Source organism: Bacillus cereus group sp. BceL291 (genome assembly GCF_051776705.1).
Classification (GTDB): Bacteria; Bacillota; Bacilli; order Bacillales; family Bacillaceae_G; genus Bacillus_A; species Bacillus_A cereus.
Genome location: NZ_JBPWAP010000042.1, coordinates 20453 through 41649, shown reverse-complemented (window position 1 = coordinate 41649; position 21197 = coordinate 20453). Strand labels below are relative to the sequence as shown.

Below are 21197 nucleotides of genomic sequence, written 5' to 3'. Positions count from 1 at the left end.
AATTGAGAAGCTTATTTTGCTGTTTCGATATAATCTTGAAGTTCGTTTAAGATTTGCTCAGCGCCTTCTTTGCTTAAGATGATTTTACCTTCAGCTAAAGAAAGGTTACCGTCAGATACTTCACCAGTTACTTGGCAAGTCATGTTTGGTTTATATTTCTTTAAGATGATTTTTTCGTCATCAACATAGATTTCAAGAGCGTCCTTTTCTGCAATACCTAAAGTACGGCGTAATTCGATTGGAATTACTACACGACCTAATTCATCAACTTTACGAACAATACCAGTAGATTTCATAATTTTTTTCCTCCTAAATAAATAGTTTATAAGTTTCGAGTCTATTTTTAGATTCGTCATTTTTCGACAAAATACCCTATGGACATATGATACCAATCATTTACATTTCCGTCAATTCTTAAATTCTATATTTTTTAAAAAGATTTATAGATTTCTTATTTCTTATATATAATAGATTGAGAGGAAATTCCACAATTATTTACATTATTTTCTGAAAAAATAATAAATTAAAAGTGGAGATTGTATATTTTTGTGAAATATGAGCAATAGATGATAAAGATATCGAGCATTAAGACCTAAATTTAAAATTAGGTTGGCGTAAAGAAGATAAGTTAGATTTGGGCTGCTCGTAAAAGCCCAATTAATGTGGGCTAATAATTAGTGGGGAGGAACAAAAACCCTACTGATTAAAGTTTCACTTTATATATGAGTTTTTGATATACTGTTTATAAATACATATGAGGTTATTCGGGAGGTCCAAAACAATGACAGAGGAAAATAAGTCCTTTTATATTACTACCCCAATTTATTATCCAAGTGGAAAATTACACATTGGACATGCTTATACGACAGTAGCAGGAGATGCGATGGCACGATATAAGCGTATGCAAGGTTATAATGTGCATTATTTAACAGGAACTGATGAGCATGGACAGAAGATCCAAAAGAAAGCAGAAGAGTTAAATATTACGCCACAGGCATATGTTGATAACATTGTTGCAGGAATTAAAGAGCTTTGGGAGAAGATGGATATTTCTTATGATGATTTTATTCGTACAACTGAAGATCGTCATAAAGATGTTGTCGAAAAAATCTTTAAGCAATTAGTAGATCAAGGTGACATTTATCTTGATGAATATGAAGGTTGGTATTCTGTACAAGATGAGACGTTCTATACAGAGCATCAATTAGTAGATCCAATTATGGAAGGCGACAAAGTAGTTGGAGGAAAAAGCCCAGATAGTGGTCATGATGTAGAACTTGTTCGTGAAGAATCTTATTTCTTTAGAATGGGTAAATATGTCGACAGACTATTAAAGTTCTATGAAGATAATCCACATTTCATTCAGCCGGAGTCTCGTAAAAATGAAATGATTAATAATTTTATTAAACCAGGATTAGAAGATTTAGCGGTTTCTCGTACTTCATTTGACTGGGGAGTTCGTGTTCCTGGTAACCCAAAACATGTTATTTACGTATGGGTTGACGCATTATCTAATTATATTACGGCGTTAGGTTATGGAACAGCAAATGAAGAGAAATATAAAAAATTCTGGCCTGCAGATGTGCATTTAGTTGGGAAAGAAATTGTTCGTTTCCATACAATTTATTGGCCGATAATTTTAATGGCATTAGATTTACCTCTTCCGAAGAAAGTCTTTGCTCATGGCTGGATTTTAATGAAGGATGGAAAGATGAGTAAGTCAAAAGGAAACGTAGTAGATCCAGTTACATTAATCGATCGTTACGGATTAGATGCATTACGTTATTACCTACTTCGTGAAGTTCCATTTGGATCTGATGGTGTATTCACACCAGAAGGATTTGTGGAGCGTATTAATTTCGACTTAGCAAATGACTTAGGTAATTTATTAAATCGTACAGTAGCTATGATTGATAAGTATTTTAACGGAGAAATCCCTGCATTTAAAGAAAATGTGACGGAATTTGATGAAACGTTAGTAGCGTTTGCACAAGATACTTTGAAAAAAGTAGAAGAAGCAATGGAGAATATGGAGTTCTCTGTAGCGTTAGGATCTATTTGGCAACTAGTTAGTCGTACGAATAAATATATTGATGAAACACAACCATGGGTATTAGCAAAAGATGAGAATGATCGTGAAAAGTTAGCTTCTGTAATGGCTCATTTAGCAGAAGTACTTCGTCAAACAGGTATTATGCTTATGCCATTCTTAACAGTAGCACCAAGCAAGATGTTTGCTCAGCTTGGCCTTACTGATGAAGCTCATAAATCTTGGGAAAGTCTATCTACAATTGGCTGCATTCCAGCTGGAACAAAAGTAGAAAAAGGAAACCCAATTTTCCCTCGTTTAGAAATGGAAGTGGAAGTAGAGTACATTAAAGAACAAATGAAAAGCTCTGCTCCTAAAGTAGAAGAGAAAAAAGAAGAAGAACCGAAGGCAGAAGAAATTACAATTGATGATTTCTTTAAAGTAGAATTACGCGTAGCTGAAGTACTATCTGCTGAACCTGTGAAAAAAGCAGACAAGTTGTTAAAAATTCAACTAGACTTAGGCACAGAAAAGCGTCAAGTTGTTTCTGGAATTGCAAAATTCTATTCGCCGGAAGACTTAAAAGGTAAAAAGGTTATTTGTGTAACAAACTTAAAACCTGTAAAATTACGCGGTGAATTATCGCAAGGTATGATTTTAGCGGGTGAAGAGAATGGCGTATTGTCATTAGCATCAATTGACCAAAATCTACCAAATGGTACAAAAATCAAGTAATTAAGACAAGAAAAGAGATGTTTCACGTGTAACATGTGTGAAGCGTCTTTTTTCTTTTTACACTCTCTATTTTTGCATTAAGATTGTAGTATTGTTATCGTTAAGTTATTAAAGAACTTATTTTTGTAGAATAAACTTGATTTCAATATAAAAGGAGTTATGTATTATGTTGTTTGATACACATTCACATTTGAATGCAGAGCAATTCGAAGAAGATTTGCAAGAGGTTATTGCCCGAATGAAAGAAGCGGGAGTTACTTATACAGTTGTTGTTGGTTTTGATGAAGTAACGATAAAAAAGGCGATGGAATTAGCTGAAGCCTATGATTTTATTTACGCTGCGGTTGGCTGGCATCCAGTTGATGCAATCGACATGACAGAAGAACATTTAGCTTGGTTAGAAGAACTTGCTTCTCATCCTAAAGTCGTTGCACTTGGAGAAATGGGCTTAGATTATCACTGGGATAAGTCTCCAAAAGAAATACAGAAAGAAGTATTTCGTAAACAAATTGCATTAGCGAAAAAAGTAAATTTGCCGATTATTATACATAACCGCGATGCAACTCAAGATATTGTCGATATTCTAGAAGAAGAGAATGCAGCTGAAGTAGGAGGCATTATGCATTGCTTTAGCGGTAGCGTAGAAGTAGCAGAGCGATGTGTTGATATGAACTTTTTAATTTCGTTAGGTGGACCAGTTACATTTAAAAACGCTAAGAAACCGAAAGAAGTTGCTACGGAGATTCCATTAGAGAAATTGTTAATAGAGACGGATTGTCCCTATTTAACGCCGCATCCATTTCGCGGGAAACGAAATGAACCGAGTTATGTAAAACTCGTAGCAGAAGAAATTGCGAATTTAAAAGGAATTTCTTATGAGGAAGTAGCAGAAATGACAACTAAAAATGCAAAAGTTTTATTTGGTGTTGAATAAAAAGAACGGGGGAAACCTGTTCTTTTTTATTTTGAGAAAAACTAGTAGAAGTAATCAAGAAAATAAATGTGAATGATGAAGTGTTACAATAAGGACAGAGAACAAAGATTTTTCTATTCTATTTTTTAAAATATAAGAATGGGGAAAATAATAATGGAAAAGTCGTCATTTTTTTGTTTTACTAAGTAGAGACGAAATGAGTGTGGAGGCAAGCATGAAAATAAAAGAGATTATCGTTGTAGAAGGTAAAGATGATACAGTTGCGATTAAGCGTGCTGTTGATGCGGATACAATTGAAACGAACGGTTCAGCAATCGGTGATCATGTTATTGAGCAAGTTAAATTAGCGCAGCAAAAAAGGGGCGTTATTATTTTCACAGATCCGGATTATCCTGGAGAGCGTATTCGAAAAATTATTTCTGACAAGGTTCCTGGCTGTAAGCATGCTTTTTTACCGAAGGAAGAAGCGCTTGCTAAAAGGAAAAAGGGTGTTGGGATTGAACATGCTTCTAATGAGTCGATTCGCCGTGCTCTAGAGAATATACATGAAGAAATGGAAGCTTACACAAGTGAAATTAGTTGGAGTGATTTAGTCGATGCAGGCTTAGTGGGCGGAGAAATGGCAAAGAGCCGCAGAGAAAGAATGGGTAAGCTATTAAAGATTGGTTATACAAATGCAAAACAGTTACATAAACGATTACAGATGTTTCAAGTTTCAAAGGAATCATTTGCAGAAGCTTATAAGCAAGTAATACAGGAGGAAAAAAAATGAAGGATATCGCAACGCCAAATCGTACAAAAGACATTGTTGAAAAGTATGGATTTTCATTCAAAAAAAGTTTAGGACAAAACTTTTTAATTGATACAAATGTATTAAATCGTATTGTCGATCATGCAGAAATTGGTTCAGAAAGTGGTGCAATTGAAATTGGACCAGGTATTGGTGCATTAACAGAGCAATTAGCGAAGCGTGCTAAAAAAGTAGTGGCTTTTGAAATTGATCAAAGACTATTACCAATTTTAGATGAGACGTTAGCGCCATATGGTAATGTTACAGTTATTAATAAAGACGTACTAAAAGCAGATGTACATGAAGTATTTAATGAGCAATTTGAAGAAGGGCAAGATGTAATGGTAGTAGCTAACTTACCATACTATATTACAACGCCAATTTTATTTAAATTGCTTGAAGAAAAGTTACCAGTTCGTGGATTTGTTGTTATGATGCAAAAAGAAGTTGGAGATCGTTTAGCTGCTAAACCTGGAACGAAAGAGTATGGTTCTTTATCGATTGCCATTCAGTACTATACAGAGGTTGAAACAGTTATGACTGTACCGCGTACAGTGTTTGTACCACAGCCAAACGTTGATTCTGCAATTATCCGCCTTCTAAAGCGTCCTAAACCGGTTGTAGAGGTGACAGATGAAACGTTTTTCTTTGAAGTAGTACGAGCAAGTTTCGCACAGCGCCGTAAAACTTTAATGAATAATTTATCAAATAATTTAAATGGTTTCCCGAAAGATAAGGAGTTATTGGATCGAATTTTAACAGAAGTAGGAATTGATCCAAAGCGAAGAGGCGAAACGCTATCTATTGAAGAGTTTGCAACATTAAGTAATGCATTAGTTCTTCATAAATTATCATAAGAATATGAAAGGGACAGTTCAAGTTGAACTGTCCCTTTTGTCACCTTTCTCTCTCTAAATTCATACTTTAAAAACAGGTAAGATGGCCTAATGAGTTTGGAGGTAGGAGAATGGTTTTACATGTTGGAGAATTAGTGGAACGATATTCTCATAAGAGGGATATTCTTTTTCGTATTATAGAAATAAAAGGCGAGATAGCTATATTGTTTGGAGAAGAAATTAGACTGGTGGCGGATGCGCCACTTGAAGATTTAATTAGTATAGATCAAAGAGAACATAAAAAAAGGGTGAAGCGTGAGAAAGAAACAATGGAGCGCACGTATCGTTTGTTTCAACAAGATTATGTACTGATGAAACAAAGGCATGAACATACTTCAACTGGTGGATACACAAGTGAGGTAAATTATTTTCAAATGCCGGGACGTGTATTGCATATAGATGGAGACCCTTTATATTTGCGCAAGTGCTTAGATTTATATAATAAAATTGGCGTTCCTGTTCAAGGTATTCATTGTAAAGAAACGGAGATGCATGAAAAAGTAGTAGACTTAATAGATCACTTTCGCCCAGACATTCTCGTTATTACAGGACATGATGCATATACAAAATCAAAAGGAGTGAAGGGAGATTTAGCGGCATATAGGCATTCAAGGCATTTTGTACAGGCTGTTCGTGAAGTGCGAAAAAAATATCCATCATTGGATCAACTTGTTATTTTTGCTGGGGCATGTCAATCACATTTTGAGGCACTAATTCGTGCAGGGGCCAATTTCGCTAGTTCACCATCTAGAATTAATATTCATGCACTAGATCCTGTATATGTAGTTGGTAAAATTAGTTTTACTTCATTTATGGAGAGAGTCAATGTATGGGATGTCGTACGTAATACAATTACTGGTGAAAAGGGACTAGGTGGAATTGAAACGAGAGGGATTTTACGAACGGGATTACCTTTTCAACATTACGAAGAGTAAGCAGGATACATATGTATCTTGCTTTTTGTATGGAAGGATTTAAATGAATTTGGATAAAAAGAGGTAAGAACGTAAAGACTACGTAATGATACTTTTACAATATAGTATTTCTTCTATCTATTCAAACGCAGGATGATATTAGCTGTGAATCGCGGTTAATAATTAGGATAGATATATCGTGCTTTAAGTGTTCAATCTAAATTACAGCGAGGTGTAGCGAAGTATATGTCAAAACGTTTAGATGAAATTAAAAGCGAATTAGATCACCATCTTGGACAGCGACTTATGTTAAAAGCAAATAGTGGAAGAAGAAAAACTGTGGAGCAATCAGGTGTACTAGCAGAAACATACCGTTCCGTTTTTGTTGTACAATTGGATCAACAAGAAGATGCGTTGCAACGTGTATCTTATAGTTATGCAGATGTTTTAACAGAGACAGTAGAGTTAACATTTTATGGAGACCCTCATAATGAGGTCATTTTATAATCCATATATCATTACATATATTCCCATAAATGAAAAGCTATATTATTTTGCATACTAACTATACCGTAGCAAAATAAGGAGGGACTCTGCATTGAGTAGACGAAGAGGTGTCATGTCAAACCAATTTAAAGAAGAGCTAGCAAAAGAGCTTGGCTTTTATGATGTTGTTCAGAAAGAAGGATGGGGCGGAATTCGTGCGAAAGATGCTGGTAACATGGTGAAACGTGCTATAGAAATTGCAGAACAGCAATTAATGAAACGAAACCAGTAGTTGTAAGATACTTTCTGTGCTACGGTAGCCGAGGAGACATTCCTCGGCTTTTTGTACTCTAAAAGGTGCCATCATTTTACATAAGTAGTTTCATTCTGAATGCTTTTCGTTATAATTAGGGAAGTGTCATCGTCTTACTATAAATTTATGGTAAAATAAACGATAAAAGATTGAGTACATAGAGTGGGTGAATAGATTGAAGCTACTAGTGAAAGCACCAGCAAAGATTAATCTGTCGTTAGATGTACTGGGAAAAAGACAAGACGGATATCATGAAGTGAAAATGATTATGACAACCATTGATTTAGCAGATCGTCTAGAACTAACGGAATTAGCAGAAGACCGTATTGAAATTTTATCCCATAATCGGTATGTCCCAGACGACCAACGAAATTTAGCTTATCAGGCAGCGAAATTATTAAAAGAGAAGTTTAATGTAAAAAAAGGTGTATCTATTACTATTGAAAAAACGATTCCAGTAGCAGCTGGATTAGCAGGTGGAAGTAGTGATGCAGCAGCGACATTACGTGGTCTTAATAAATTATGGAATTTAGGGCTTACAATTGATGAGTTAGCAGAGCTTGGTGCAGAAATTGGATCAGATGTATCGTTCTGTGTATACGGAGGCACAGCAATTGCCACTGGAAGAGGAGAGAAAATTGAGCATATAAAGACTCCGCCTTCTTGTTGGGTTATTTTAGCGAAACCACATATAGGTGTATCTACTGCTGATGTGTATGGAAATTTAAAGTTAAATCGAGTTACACATCCAAATGTAGATAAAATGGTTGATGTCATAAATTCTGGTGATTATAAAGGAATTTGTGATACTGTTGGTAACGTTTTAGAAGATGTAACATTTGGAATGCATCCTGAAGTTGCCCGTATTAAATCACAGATGAAGCGATTTGGAGCGGATGCTGTATTAATGAGTGGAAGTGGTCCAACTGTATTTGGACTTGTACACCATGATTCACGAATGCATCGCATTTATAACGGATTAAAAGGATTTTGTGAACAAGTCTATGCGGTACGTTTATTAGGAGAGCGAGAAACGCTTGAATAAAGACGTATAATACGTTATGATTTGTTTAGAATATTCGTGATTTGAGGTGAGAGTATGAAAATTAGAAGAAGTACAAGATTAGTCGATATGACTTATTACTTGCTACAAAACCCTCGTCAGCTAGTATCTCTCACTTTTTTTGCTGAAAGGTATCAATCGGCTAAGTCTTCCATTAGTGAAGATTTAGTTATTATTAAGCAAACGTTTGAACAACAAGGGGTCGGCACATTGCAAACGATACCAGGAGCAGCAGGAGGAGTGAAATATATACCGTATATAAGTGAAGAAGAGGCAGATCTAATTATTGATGAGCTTTGTGGCTTATTTGAAAACCCAGATCGTATTTTGCCTGGCGGTTACTTATACATGACAGATTTATTGAGTAATCCTCGCCATATTAATGGCGCAGGTCGTTTGTTTGCTTCTGTTTTTGCTAGGCAACCAATTGATGCAGTTATGACGGTGGCAACGAAGGGGATTCCACTTGCTTATGCAGTGGCAAATTACTTAGATGTACCAGTTGTAATTGCAAGGAAAGATAATAAGGTAACAGAAGGTCCGACTGTTAGTATTAACTATGTGTCGGGTTCTTCTAAACGAATTCAAACAATGACGTTAGCAAAACGCAGTCTTCCAGAAGGGTCGAATGTTTTAATTATTGATGACTTCATGAAAGCTGGCGGAACAATTCAAGGTATGATGAGTATGCTAGAAGAATTCAAGGCTAATGTTGTTGGTATTGGTGTATTAGTAGAATCCACAGATATTGAAGAACGACTAATTAATAATTTTGTATCATTAATTCGTCTATCGGAAGTTGATGTGAAAGAAAAAACGATTCAAGTGGAAAAAGGGAATTATTCTCTTGCACCATTTGATGAAGGGCTTGTAGAGGCGGAATAAAAGATAGAGCAGATAGCTCTATCTTTTTTATTTTATTTATAGATTATAAAATAGATGGACAAACTGCCTTTCGTACACTATTTTTAAAGAGTAAAATAAATAATAAAAGGGTGAAAAGTATGAAAGTTGTTCAAACAAGCAAGGCACCACAAGCAATTGGACCTTATTCACAGGGGATTATTGTAAATAACATGTTCTATAGCTCAGGACAAATTCCATTGATGGCAAATGGGGAGCTTGTAACAGGAGATGTAACAGTACAAACAGAACAAGTATTTCAAAATTTACAAGCGGTATTAGAGGAAGCAGGTGCTTCATTTGATACAGTCGTAAAAACAACAGTATTTTTAAAGGACATGGATGATTTTAATGCTGTGAATGAAGTGTATAGCTCTTATTTCTCTACTCATAAACCAGCTCGATCTTGTGTGCAAGTAGCAAAATTACCGAAAGATGTTTCCGTTGAAATTGAAGTAATCGCCCTAGTTAAGTAACCTTTTGTAAGCGATAACCTCCACTAATCTCTATATTCAACTGCTTTAAAAATTTTTATCTTAAAAATTTTTAAAAAATTAAAGGGAAAATAGAAAATTTGTGGAATTTATACAAATATATCGCTTATTTAGAAAAGGGTGGTGAACACAAGATGGAAGTGACTGACGTAAGATTACGCCGCGTAAACACAGAAGGCCGCATGAGAGCAATTGCCTCTATTACTCTAGACCATGAATTTGTTGTTCATGATATTCGTGTAATTGATGGTAATAATGGATTATTTGTAGCAATGCCAAGTAAACGTACTCCAGATGGAGAGTTCCGTGACATTGCACATCCAATTAATTCTGGTACACGCTCTAAAATTCAAGATGCGGTTTTAACAGAGTATCATCGTTTAGGCGAGTTAGAAGAGGTTGAGTTTGAAGAAGCAGGTGCTTCGTAAAATTCGAATGAAAAGGGCTTTTGACAAAAAGCCTTATAATTTTGTAACAAACTCCTGTAAGCATTTACAGGGGTTTGTTTTTTTTGCTTTATATTTGGAAACTGTATAATTTATTAACATAAAAAGAAGAAACTACTAATTTTTTCAAAATCATTTTAAATAGTATAGCTTATTTCTTAAAAAAGATACTAAAGAGTAAAACATCTTATAAGAATTATGGTAAAATTTAATAGTTAAAATGTGTTTCTTGAAATATATGATGATTTAGGATAATATCTTTAATGGATAAATAGGTTGCGATGGAGGGTCTATATGTCAAACAGATTTGCAGTGATTCTAGCTGCAGGTAAAGGCACACGTATGAAGTCTAAGCTATACAAAGTGCTGCATCCTGTATGTGGAAAACCTATGGTACAACACGTAGTCGATCAAGTATCTCAATTAGGATTGCAGAAACTTGTAACGGTTGTTGGACATGGTGCTGAAATGGTACAAGAACAGCTAGGGAACGTAAGTGAATTTGCATTACAAGCAGAACAACTTGGTACAGCACATGCTGTAGATCAAGCTGCAAGTGTACTTGCAAATGAAGAAGGAACAACTTTAGTTATTTGTGGTGATACGCCTCTAATAACTGCTGAAACAATGGAAGCATTACTTCAGCAACATAAAGAAGCAGGAGCAATGGCGACGGTGCTAACAGCATACATAGAAGAGCCTGCTGGATATGGCCGTATTGTTCGTAATGAGAATGGTCATGTTGAAAAGATTGTTGAGCATAAAGATGCAAATGAGAAAGAATTAGCTATTAAAGAAATCAATACAGGTACGTATTGTTTTGATAATAAGGCTTTATTTGCTTCACTTTCTAAAGTTTCAAATGATAACGTGCAAGGTGAATATTACCTTCCAGATGTTATTGAGATTTTAAAAAATGAAGGTCATATCGTATCAGCTTATCAAACAGAACAGTTCGATGAAACGTTAGGTGTTAACGACAGAGTCGCTCTATCGCAAGCGGAAATTATTATGAAAAACCGTATCAACCGAAAGAACATGGTAAATGGTGTTACAATTATTGATCCAAGTAACACTTATATTTCTGCTGATGCAATTATCGGTAGCGATACAGTTCTTCATCCAGGAACAATTATTGAGGGGAACACTGTAATTGGTTCTGATTGTGAAATTGGACCGCATACAGTAATTCGCGATAGTGAAATTGGAGATCGTACGACAATTCGACAATCTACTGTACATGATAGTAAGCTTGGTACAGAAGTATCGGTTGGTCCATTTGCACATATTCGCCCAGATTCAGTTATTGGAGACGAAGTACGCGTTGGAAACTTCGTGGAAATCAAAAAAACTGTCTTTGGTAATAGAAGTAAAGCTTCACACTTGAGTTATATCGGGGATGCACAAGTTGGAGAAGACGTGAATCTTGGTTGTGGTTCAATTACGGTGAACTATGACGGTAAGAATAAATTCAAAACTGTGATTGGTAATGGGGTATTTATTGGATGTAATTCAAACCTTGTTGCTCCAGTAACAGTTGAAGATGGTGCTTATGTGGCGGCAGGCTCTACAATTACAGAGAATGTTCCATCAAAAGCATTATCGGTAGCACGTGCACGTCAAGTTAACAAAGAAGACTATGTTGATCAATTGCTGAATAAGAAAAAATCATAATAATGTGGAGGGTTAATCTAGATGTCGACTCAATATCTAAATTCTAATTTGAAAGTATTCTCTTTAAACTCTAATAAGGAACTTGCTGAGCAGATTGCAAAGCATATTGGAGTAGGACTAGGAAAATGTTCTGTTGATCGTTTTAGTGATGGAGAAGTTCAAATTAACATTGAAGAAAGTATCCGTGGTTGCGATGTATTCATTATTCAATCTACAAGCTTCCCAGTAAACGAACATATCATGGAATTACTTATTATGATCGATGCATTAAAACGTGCATCTGCGAAAACAATTAATATTGTTATTCCTTACTATGGTTATGCGCGTCAAGACCGTAAAGCGCGTTCTCGTGAACCAATTACATCGAAACTTGTAGCAAACTTGCTTGAAACAGCAGGTGCAACTCGTGTAATCACTCTAGATTTACATGCTCCACAAATTCAAGGGTTCTTTGATATCCCAATCGACCACTTAATGGGTGTACCGATTCTTTCTGATTACTTTGAAACAAAAGGTCTTAAAGATATCGTAATCGTATCTCCTGATCATGGTGGTGTAACTCGTGCGAGAAAAATGGCAGATCGTCTAAAAGCGCCAATCGCTATTATTGATAAGCGTCGTCCTCGCCCGAACGTTTCAGAGGTAATGAACATTATCGGTAATATTGAAGGCAAAACAGCGATTTTAATTGATGACATCATTGATACAGCTGGTACAATTACATTAGCAGCAAACGCTCTTGTTGAGAACGGTGCTTCTGAAGTATATGCTTGCTGTACACACCCAGTATTATCTGGTCCAGCAATTGAGCGTATTCAAAATTCAAACATTAAAGAGTTAGTTGTAACGAACTCTATCGTATTACCAGAAGAGAAGAAAATCGACAAAGTACATGAACTTTCAGTTGCTCCATTAATCGGAGAAGCAATCATTCGTGTATACGAAGAAGAATCTGTGAGTGTATTATTCAATTAATTGGATAGAATGAGACGTAACCAAAATTGGTTACGTCTTTTCGTATCGAAAAAAGAAAGTAGTGGTACAAGAATGAAATTGATAGTAGGACTTGGGAACCCAGGTAGAGAATATGAATTAACAAGGCATAATATTGGATTTATGGCCATTGATGAACTTGCGAAGCGTTGGAACATTTCTTTGAATGAACAAAAATTTAAAGGTGTATTTGGTGCAGGGTTTGTTAATGGAGAAAAGGTAATCTTATTAAAGCCGCTAACATACATGAATTTATCTGGGGAAAGTATTCGTCCACTTATGGATTATTATAAAATTGATGTTGAGGACTTCGTTGTTATGTACGACGATTTAGACATTCCTGTAGGTAAATTGCGTCTTCGCATGAAAGGTAGTGCTGGTGGACATAATGGTGTAAAGTCAACGATTTCGCATTTAGGAACACAAGAATTTCAGCGTATCCGTATGGGAATTGATCGCCCGAAAAATGGAATGAAGGTAGTCGATTATGTATTAGGACGCTTTACATCTGAAGAGATTCCGGATGTTAACCATTCTATTGAAAAAGCAGCGGATGCATGTGAAGAGTGGCTAAATAAGCCTTTTCTTCAAATCATGAATACTTTCAATAGTTAAAAATGAGATTGGGAATATTTCTCTTTTGTTTTACCCATACTAGTAGTAATTGAATTTTTAGGAGGCTAGTATGGAAGGGTATTATTATTGCAGACACTGCGGAGGTAATGTAGGCTCCATTAACGCAGAAAAAGTATATAGCGACGTTTTATTTCAACTAACGGAGCAAGAAGTAGTAGAAATGATTCATTTTCATGAGAATGGAAATATATATATAAAAACGATTTGTGAATCGTGTCAAGAAACGCTCGCATCTTATCCTGAGTATTATGAGTATGAAAAATTTCTGCAATAAAATGTTGTCGCTTTGGCATGTCCAAAGCATTTTTCTGTTTTCCTTTTCCAAAATATTTGCATAAAATAGAATGACTTGCTCTTTATGTTGAGAGGAGTTTTAAAAATGATAGGTTTATTAGAGCAATTTTATAAAAATGAAGAGATACAATCGGTTATTAATGGGTTAGAAGATGGGTTAAAAGAACAACTTATATCAGGGATGGCAACGTCTTCTCGTTCATTATTAATGGCGGCTTTATATAAAAAAACAAAAAAATCACAATTAATCGTGACACATAACTTATACCAAGCACAAAAAGTACATGAAGATTTAGTGGCGTTACTTGGTGAAAAAGATGTGTGGTTATATCCAGTGAATGAACTGATAGCATCGGAAATTGGAGTTGCAAGTCCAGAATTGAAGGCGCAACGTATAGAAGTGTTAAATCGCTTGGCTGCGGGAGAGAATGGAATCATTGTAGCGCCAGTGGCAGGATTGCGTAGATTTTTACCAATAAAAGAATTGTGGAAGCAAAAGCAAGTTGAAATCAATCTAGGGCAAGAGATTGATTTAGATGCGCTCTTGCATACTTTACATCATATTGGCTATGAACGTAAGTCGATGGTAGAAGCTCCAGGGGAGTTCAGTTTGCGTGGGGGAATATTAGATATTTATCCTTTAACTGAAGAACTACCATTTCGTATTGAATTCTTTGATACAGAAGTCGATTCTATTCGATTATTTGATGTGGATGAACAGCGTTCTCAAGGTAAAAAAGAAAACGTTAGGTTTGGTCCGGCAACAGAGTTTTTATTTTCACAGGAAGAATTAAAATCAGGAATTCAGCATCTTGAAGAAGGCTTGACTAAGACGATGCAAAAACTTTCTGATGATAAACTAAAGACTAAAGTGCTTGAGACGGTAAGTCATGAAATTGAGATGTTGAAAAACGGGCAAAGTATAGAACAGATGTTTAAATACTTATCTATTTTCTATAAAGAACCTGCTAGTCTGATAGATTATTTACCAGAAGATGGTGTTGTAATTTTAGATGAGATTTCCCGTATTCAAGAAACAGCATCACATCTTGAAACAGAAGAGGCGGAATGGTATATATCACTTCTTGGTGAAGGAACAATTATTCAAGATTTATCTTTCTCTCACCCATTCGAGGGGTTTCTGCATCATAAAAAAAGAAGTTTTGTATATTTAACGTTATTCTTGCGTCATATCGCACACACACATCCGCAAAATATTGTTAATGTAACATGTAAAACAATGCAAGATTTCCATGGACAGATGAATTTGTTAAAAACAGAAATTGATAGATGGAATGAAGGGCATTTTACGACTGTTGTACTCGGAACAGATGATGAACGTGTGAAAAAATTACAACATATTTTAAGTGATTATGATATTGAGGCAGATATTGTAGAAGGTACAGATATTTTATTACCTGGAAGGTTACAAATTGCTGTAGGTGATTTACATGCAGGATTTGAAATGCCGATGCAAAAGCTTGTTGTCATTACTGAAAAGGAGCTTTTTCATAAGAAAGTTAAAAAATCACAACGTAAACAAAAGCTATCGAATGCTGAACGTATTAAAAGTTATTCGGAATTAAAAGTTGGAGATTATGTAGTTCATGTAAATCATGGTATAGGTAAATTTTTAGGTATTGAGACATTAGAGATTAATGGTGTTCATAAAGATTATTTAAATATTAAATATCAAGGTAATGATAAGCTATACGTTCCAATTGAACAAATTGATCAAGTTCAAAAATATGTAGGATCTGAAGGTAAGGATCCGAAAGTTTACAAATTAGGTGGGAATGATTGGAAAAAGGTTAAAACGAAAGTTGAAAAATCTGTACAAGACATTGCGGATGACCTAATTAAACTATATGCTGAGCGCGAAGCTTCAAAAGGCTATGCATATACGCCAGATACGGCAGAACAACAAGAGTTCGAATCATCTTTCCCATACCAAGAGACAGAGGATCAGTTACGTTCTATTGACGAGATTAAAAAAGATATGGAACGCGGACGCCCGATGGATAGGCTCCTTTGTGGTGATGTAGGGTATGGAAAGACTGAAGTGGCTATTCGTGCGGCATTTAAAGCGATTATGGATGAAAAACAAGTTGCAATTTTAGTACCGACAACGATTCTTGCGCAGCAACACTATGAAACAATTCGAGAGCGTTTTCAAGATTATCCAATCAATATAGGCTTATTAAGTAGATTCCGTACGAGGAAACAACAAAATGAAACAATTAAGGGCTTAAAGGATGGAACAGTAGATATTGTAATCGGAACACATCGTATTTTATCTAAAGATGTTACTTATAAAGATTTAGGGCTTCTTATTATTGATGAAGAACAAAGATTTGGTGTGACACATAAAGAAAAAATTAAACAATTGAAGGCGAATGTTGACGTATTAACATTAACGGCAACTCCGATTCCGCGGACGCTTCATATGTCTATGCTTGGTGTGCGCGACTTATCTGTTATTGAGACACCACCAGAAAATCGTTTCCCAGTCCAAACGTATGTAGTCGAGTATAATCCAGCGTTAATGCGAGAGGCGATAGAGCGAGAGCTTGCAAGAGGTGGTCAAGTTTACTTCCTATATAACCGTGTAGAGGATATTGAAAGAAAAGCAGATGAAATTTCGATGTTAGTTCCAGATGCCCGCGTAACGTACGCACATGGGAAAATGAACGAAAGCGAATTAGAGTCTGTTATGCTATCATTTTTAGAAGGACAGCATGATGTTCTTGTAAGTACAACAATTATTGAGACGGGTGTAGATATTCCGAATGTAAATACGTTAATTGTATTTGATGCAGATCGTATGGGATTATCACAGTTGTATCAGCTTCGTGGGCGTGTTGGACGTTCTAATCGTGTTGCATATGCATACTTTGCATATAAACGTGACAAAGTGCTGTCAGAGGTTGCAGAGAAGCGTCTACAAGCAATTAAAGAGTTCACGGAACTTGGATCTGGTTTCAAAATTGCGATGAGAGATTTATCTATTCGTGGAGCAGGTAATTTGTTAGGGGCAGAACAGCATGGATTTATTGATTCTGTCGGATTTGATCTATATTCTCAAATGTTAAAAGATGCAATTGAACAGCGTAGAGGAACAGATGGGGCTGAAAATATAGTTAATGTTGAAATTGACTTAGAGGTAGATGCATACTTACCAGATGCTTATATTTCAGATAGTAAGCAAAAAATTATGATGTATAAACAATTTAGAGGTGTTTCTGCAATTGAGGATATTGAAGAATTGCAGGAAGAAATGATCGATAGATTTGGCGATTATCCACAAGAAGTTGGTTATTTATTACAAATTGCAAATATTAAAGTGTTGGCAATGAAAGAACAAATTGAATTAATTAAGCAGAATAAATTTGAAGTAACATTCCTGTTTTCTGAACAAGCAAGTCAAAATATTGATGGTGGAAAATTATTCATGCTCGGAAATAGTTTTGGACGTATGATTGGTTTAGGAATGGAAGGATCACAATTGAAAATTGTTATGAAAACAAATGGCTTAGAGACATCGAAGTGGTTAACGATTGCTGAAAATTTATTAAAAGGCTTACCAGATGTAAAAAAAGAAGTAATAAATGCCTAAAATAAGATAAAAAAATACAATTCGACGTGCATAGAAGAACTAATGTGTAAAATACTATATCTAACAGTTGGTGATTTTTACATGAACAGGTAAATTCACCACTTTGATCATCAGTAGAAAGTGAGGCAGCATTAGAATGAAAGCAACTGGAATCGTACGTCGAATTGATGATTTAGGCAGGGTCGTAATCCCGAAGGAAATTCGTAGAACTTTACGTATTCGAGAAGGAGACCCACTAGAAATATTTGTTGATCGCGATGGAGAGGTAATTTTAAAGAAGTATTCTCCAATTAGTGAGCTAGGTGATTTTGCAAAAGAATATGCTGATGCTTTATATGACAGCTTAGGACATAATGTGCTTGTGTGTGATCGAGATTCTATCATCGCAGTATCAGGCGTATCGAAAAAAGAATACTTAAATAAAAGTGTTGGCGATTTAATTGAAAAAACGATGGAAGAACGAAAGTCTGTTATTATGACGGATGAAAGTGATATTTCCATTATTGATGGTGTAACAGAAAAGGTTCATTCTTATACAGTTGGACCAATTGTTGCAAACGGAGATCCGATTGGAGCCGTCATTATTTTTTCAAAAGAAGCTATTATAAGCGAGATCGAGCATAAAGCGGTTAATACTGCTGCCAGTTTCTTAGCGAAACAAATGGAACAGTAAGGGTATATTGATTTTAGAAGTAGCAATCTTTCCTAATTATGATCTTTCTTTTTGAGAAATCAATTATTTGGAGATATATGTATATTGAATGAAGGTAGCACTTTGCTACCTTTTTTCGTTGAATATTTTTAACGTGTAGGAACTCATTATTACCCGTGTTGGGAAGGGAGTTTGTTCTTTTCTTTATGATATAATACGAGAGGTGAGAATAGAAAAAGGAGTTTTCTTGTATGGAAGCGAAGAAGTATCAAGCCTTTTGGCGTGGGGCTATTATATTAACGATTGCAAGTTTCGTTACAAAAGTATTAAGCGCTTTTTACCGTATTCCATATCAAAATATAGCGGGGGATATTGGGTTTTATATTTACCAACAAATTTACCCGTTTTATGGATTTTGTTTAATTTTAGCTACTTATGGATTTCCTGTTATCATTTCGAAAATGGTTGCAGAACGATTAGAGCGGGGAAAACAAAAAGAAGCAGAAGAAATTATTTGTGTATCTTTTTGGTTCTTATTAGGAATTGGTTTTATAGGCTTCTTTACATTGTTTTTTGGGGCCGAAACAATTGCGGTAGCTATGGGCGATATACACTTAGATAAGTTACTACGTGTTATTTCATTTTCATTCTTATTGATGCCATTTTTGTCTGTAGCAAGAGGGTATTTTCAAGGATTTAATAATATGATGCCAACGGCTGTTTCGCAAGTAATAGAACAAACAATTCGAGTTTCTATTATTGTATTTTTATCGCTATTCCTAATTGCTCACGGATTTGATTTATATACAGTTGGTGCAGGGGCTATGTTAGGCTCAATTGCGGGTGGTCTTATTGGGATTATTGTACTTATATTGTATATGCGTCAAGATTTTCGTTCTATATTCTTCAAAAGTGCAGCGAGAATTAAGGGTAAAAGGAAAATAGTTAAAATCCTTTTTTGGCAGGGGTTAGCGATTTGTGTTAGTAATTTAGTGCTTATTTTTATACAGATGGCTGATTCAGTGTCCTTTTACAGCTTACTTATTGGTGCGGGAGAACAGGTTGAAAATGCAAAGGTATTAAAGGGTGTTTATGATAGAAGTATTCCGCTAATGCAATTAGGTACTGTTGTGACGACTTCTTTCTCGTTGTCACTTATTCCGATTATTACAGCGGCGAAGGAAAGAGGAGATCTTTCCTTTATTCAAGAAAAGGTAAAGTTAGCAGTGAAAATAACATGTGTTATTGGACTTGCAGCAGCTATTGGACTAACTTGTATTATTCAACCTACGAATATTATGTTGTTTGAAAACAGTGATGGATCAGATGTTTTATCTATTTTATCGTTATCTATTTTATTTAGTTCATTGTCAATTACGACAGCTTCTATTTTACAAGGATTGGGGCAAACGTTTAAGCCAGCATTATTTGTTGTATTTGGAGGTTGCTTAAAGTTAGCGTTAAATTATATATTCATGCCTTATTTTGGTGTGAAAGGTGCAGCCTTTGCGACTTTATGTGCGTTAATTATAATCTCTGGACTAAATACTTTGTTGCTTACGAGAGCTGTATCAGGGTCACTTATCAATAAGCGAAATATGTTAGGGATAGTAATTAGTGGTATCTGTATGGGATTTGTATTAATGATGTTCACACGTGTGTTACAGATGTCTGGATTAGTAATTGATACGGAACATAGAGGAAGCGCGACACTTGAAGCGTTGTTAGGTGTAGCCATTGGCGGATTGACATATATGTTTTTTATTTTGAAATTACGTGTATTTACAAAAAAAGAATTAGGAACCGTTATGAAACAAGAGAAAAAAGAAGGTTCATTGAAGAAGAGTGGATAGAGGTGACTGGTTGTGAGTGGAATCATTACTATTTTAGGTTTAGGAGCTGGTGAATTAGATCAGCTAACGATGGGCGTATATCGAAAAATAAAAGAAGCAGACCATCTGTTTGTTAGAACGAAAGAACATCCAGTTATAGAAGAATTGGAGAAAGAAGGCGTACAATATACGTCTTTTGATGTTGTATATGAAGCACATGATACGTTTGAAATTGTATATGAAACAATTGCGAATAAATTGCTAGAACAAGCTGAAGGTACAGAAATTATCTATGCTGTTCCCGGGCATCCACTTGTAGCAGAAAGAACAGTTCAGCTACTGTTGGAAAAAGGAGAAGTTTCAAATGTTGAAGTGCGAATTGAGGGTGGACAAAGTTTCCTTGATCCTATGTTTGCAAGTCTAAAGATTGATCCGATTGAAGGATTCCAATTACTTGATGCTACATCATTTGAAAGAGGGCAATTAGAACTGCGTCAACATTTAATCTTTTGCCAAGTATATGATGCATTCGTTGCATCTGATGTGAAATTAACATTAATGGAGATGTTACCAGATGATTATGAAGTGTATATCGTAACAGCTGCAGGAACTTCATTTGAACAAGTAAAGAAGGTACCGTTGTACATGTTAGATCATGAAACGGAATTGAATAATTTAACGAGTGTGTACGTGCCGCCAGTTCAGGAGCGTGCGTCCTTGTATCAACAGTTTGATGTTCTTAGAGAAATTATTGCGGAACTTCGTGGTCCAAATGGTTGTCCGTGGGATAAAAAGCAAACACATCAATCATTAAAGAAATATTTAATTGAGGAAGCTTATGAAGTGTTGGAAGCAATCGATGAAGAGGATGATGATCACTTAGTAGAAGAATTAGGTGATATATTATTACAAGTTATGCTTCATGCTCAAATCGGAGAAGATGAAGGTTGGTTCTCTATAGATGATATCATTCGAACTCTATCTGAGAAAATGGTTCGTCGCCATCCGCATGTGTTTGGAAATACGGATGTAAACAGCGCTGATGAAGTGATTGCAAATTGGGAAGAAATTAAAAAACAAGAAAAAGGATTCGTGAAAGAATCTGTTTTAAATGGCGTTCCCAAAAGTTTGCCGCAGTTACTACGCGCCTATGAAATTCAGAAGAAAGCTGGTAAGGTTGGATTTGATTGGGTTGATGTGCAACCGATGATAGAGAAAGCTTTGGAAGAATGGCAAGAGTTCCAACAAGAGGTTACAAATATGGATGAGAAAAAGATGCTGGGTGAGTTTGGTGATTTACTATTTGCATTTGTTAATATAGCTCGTCATTACAAAATAGATCCAGAAGAGGCGTTACGTTCAACTAATGAGAAATTTACTGGTCGTTTTTTATACATGGAGGCAAAAGTAGCTGAAATGAATAAAGAGATGAAAGATTTATCGTTAGAACAGTTAGATGTTTTATGGGAAGAAGCGAAACAGACAGAGCGTTAATAG

20 protein-coding genes are annotated in these 21197 nt (G+C 35.5%); 19 read left to right on the top strand and 1 reads right to left on the bottom strand.

The features are described 5' to 3' along the window. Positions 1-11 precede the first annotated feature (11 nt). The gene (locus tag ACS2CR_RS22770; RefSeq protein ID WP_000843036.1) at positions 12-296 is read right to left on the bottom strand and encodes an AbrB/MazE/SpoVT family DNA-binding domain-containing protein; all 285 of its coding nucleotides are present in this window, start codon (positions 294-296) and stop codon (positions 12-14) included. Between the two features lie 485 nt (positions 297-781). On the opposite strand from ACS2CR_RS22770, the gene metG reads away from it, so the two are divergent. The 19 genes from metG (at position 782) to mazG (ending at position 21194) form a co-directional block, all read left to right on the top strand. After that, complete coding sequence (gene metG / locus ACS2CR_RS22765) at positions 782-2764, top strand: methionine--tRNA ligase (RefSeq protein ID WP_000134135.1); 1983 nt, start codon at positions 782-784, stop codon at positions 2762-2764. A 166-nt stretch (positions 2765-2930) separates the two neighbouring features. After that, on the top strand, positions 2931-3698 hold the full coding sequence (locus ACS2CR_RS22760; RefSeq protein ID WP_000895843.1) for a TatD family hydrolase: 768 nt from the start codon (positions 2931-2933) through the stop codon (positions 3696-3698). Positions 3699-3912: 214 nt separating this feature from the next. Beyond that, a complete protein-coding gene (gene rnmV / locus ACS2CR_RS22755; RefSeq protein ID WP_000692835.1) occupies positions 3913-4470 on the top strand; it encodes a ribonuclease M5 in 558 nt (185 codons plus the stop codon). Beyond that, positions 4467-5345, top strand: coding sequence for a 16S rRNA (adenine(1518)-N(6)/adenine(1519)-N(6))-dimethyltransferase RsmA (gene rsmA / locus ACS2CR_RS22750; protein ID WP_000651548.1), 879 nt, complete (start codon positions 4467-4469; stop codon positions 5343-5345). Before rnmV ends, rsmA begins: the two co-directional genes overlap by 4 nt. Before the next feature lie 110 nt (positions 5346-5455). After that, positions 5456-6319, top strand: a complete 864-nt coding sequence (gene yabG / locus ACS2CR_RS22745; protein ID WP_000242868.1) for a sporulation peptidase YabG — start codon at positions 5456-5458, stop codon at positions 6317-6319. Positions 6320-6544: 225 nt separating this feature from the next. After that, a complete protein-coding gene (veg, locus tag ACS2CR_RS22740; RefSeq protein ID WP_000044347.1) occupies positions 6545-6805 on the top strand; it encodes a biofilm formation stimulator Veg in 261 nt (86 codons plus the stop codon). A 91-nt stretch (positions 6806-6896) separates the two neighbouring features. Beyond that, positions 6897-7076 (top strand): acid-soluble spore protein SspF, encoded by a 180-nt coding sequence (gene sspF, locus ACS2CR_RS22735; RefSeq protein ID WP_002094215.1) that lies wholly within the window; start codon positions 6897-6899, stop codon positions 7074-7076. 196 nt (positions 7077-7272) lie between these two features. Further along, positions 7273-8142, top strand: coding sequence for a 4-(cytidine 5'-diphospho)-2-C-methyl-D-erythritol kinase (gene ispE / locus ACS2CR_RS22730; RefSeq protein WP_000772104.1), 870 nt, complete (start codon positions 7273-7275; stop codon positions 8140-8142). A 54-nt stretch (positions 8143-8196) separates the two neighbouring features. Then, positions 8197-9045 (top strand): pur operon repressor, encoded by an 849-nt coding sequence (purR, locus tag ACS2CR_RS22725; RefSeq protein WP_000702466.1) that lies wholly within the window; start codon positions 8197-8199, stop codon positions 9043-9045. Between the two features lie 119 nt (positions 9046-9164). Continuing rightward, the gene (locus ACS2CR_RS22720; RefSeq protein WP_000869811.1) at positions 9165-9539 is read left to right on the top strand and encodes a RidA family protein; all 375 of its coding nucleotides are present in this window, start codon (positions 9165-9167) and stop codon (positions 9537-9539) included. 152 nt (positions 9540-9691) lie between these two features. Next, a complete protein-coding gene (spoVG, locus tag ACS2CR_RS22715; RefSeq protein ID WP_000454041.1) occupies positions 9692-9985 on the top strand; it encodes a septation regulator SpoVG in 294 nt (97 codons plus the stop codon). 312 nt (positions 9986-10297) lie between these two features. Then, positions 10298-11677, top strand: a complete 1380-nt coding sequence (gene glmU, locus ACS2CR_RS22710; protein WP_000071039.1) for a bifunctional UDP-N-acetylglucosamine diphosphorylase/glucosamine-1-phosphate N-acetyltransferase GlmU — start codon at positions 10298-10300, stop codon at positions 11675-11677. A gap of 21 nt (positions 11678-11698) precedes the next feature. Beyond that, complete coding sequence (locus ACS2CR_RS22705; RefSeq protein WP_000107420.1) at positions 11699-12652, top strand: ribose-phosphate diphosphokinase; 954 nt, start codon at positions 11699-11701, stop codon at positions 12650-12652. A 72-nt stretch (positions 12653-12724) separates the two neighbouring features. After that, on the top strand, positions 12725-13285 hold the full coding sequence (pth, locus tag ACS2CR_RS22700; RefSeq protein ID WP_000767702.1) for an aminoacyl-tRNA hydrolase: 561 nt from the start codon (positions 12725-12727) through the stop codon (positions 13283-13285). Positions 13286-13355: 70 nt separating this feature from the next. Further along, positions 13356-13580, top strand: coding sequence for an anti-sigma-F factor Fin family protein (locus ACS2CR_RS22695; protein ID WP_000399438.1), 225 nt, complete (start codon positions 13356-13358; stop codon positions 13578-13580). Between the two features lie 105 nt (positions 13581-13685). Continuing rightward, the gene (gene mfd / locus ACS2CR_RS22690; RefSeq protein ID WP_000579678.1) at positions 13686-17216 is read left to right on the top strand and encodes a transcription-repair coupling factor; all 3531 of its coding nucleotides are present in this window, start codon (positions 13686-13688) and stop codon (positions 17214-17216) included. Between the two features lie 136 nt (positions 17217-17352). Beyond that, positions 17353-17889 (top strand): stage V sporulation protein T, encoded by a 537-nt coding sequence (gene spoVT / locus ACS2CR_RS22685; RefSeq protein ID WP_000648302.1) that lies wholly within the window; start codon positions 17353-17355, stop codon positions 17887-17889. 230 nt (positions 17890-18119) lie between these two features. Further along, on the top strand, positions 18120-19721 hold the full coding sequence (locus tag ACS2CR_RS22680) for a putative polysaccharide biosynthesis protein (protein ID WP_074644030.1): 1602 nt from the start codon (positions 18120-18122) through the stop codon (positions 19719-19721). A 12-nt stretch (positions 19722-19733) separates the two neighbouring features. Next, positions 19734-21194, top strand: coding sequence for a nucleoside triphosphate pyrophosphohydrolase (gene mazG / locus ACS2CR_RS22675; RefSeq protein ID WP_053513333.1), 1461 nt, complete (start codon positions 19734-19736; stop codon positions 21192-21194). Positions 21195-21197: the final 3 nt, after the last annotated feature.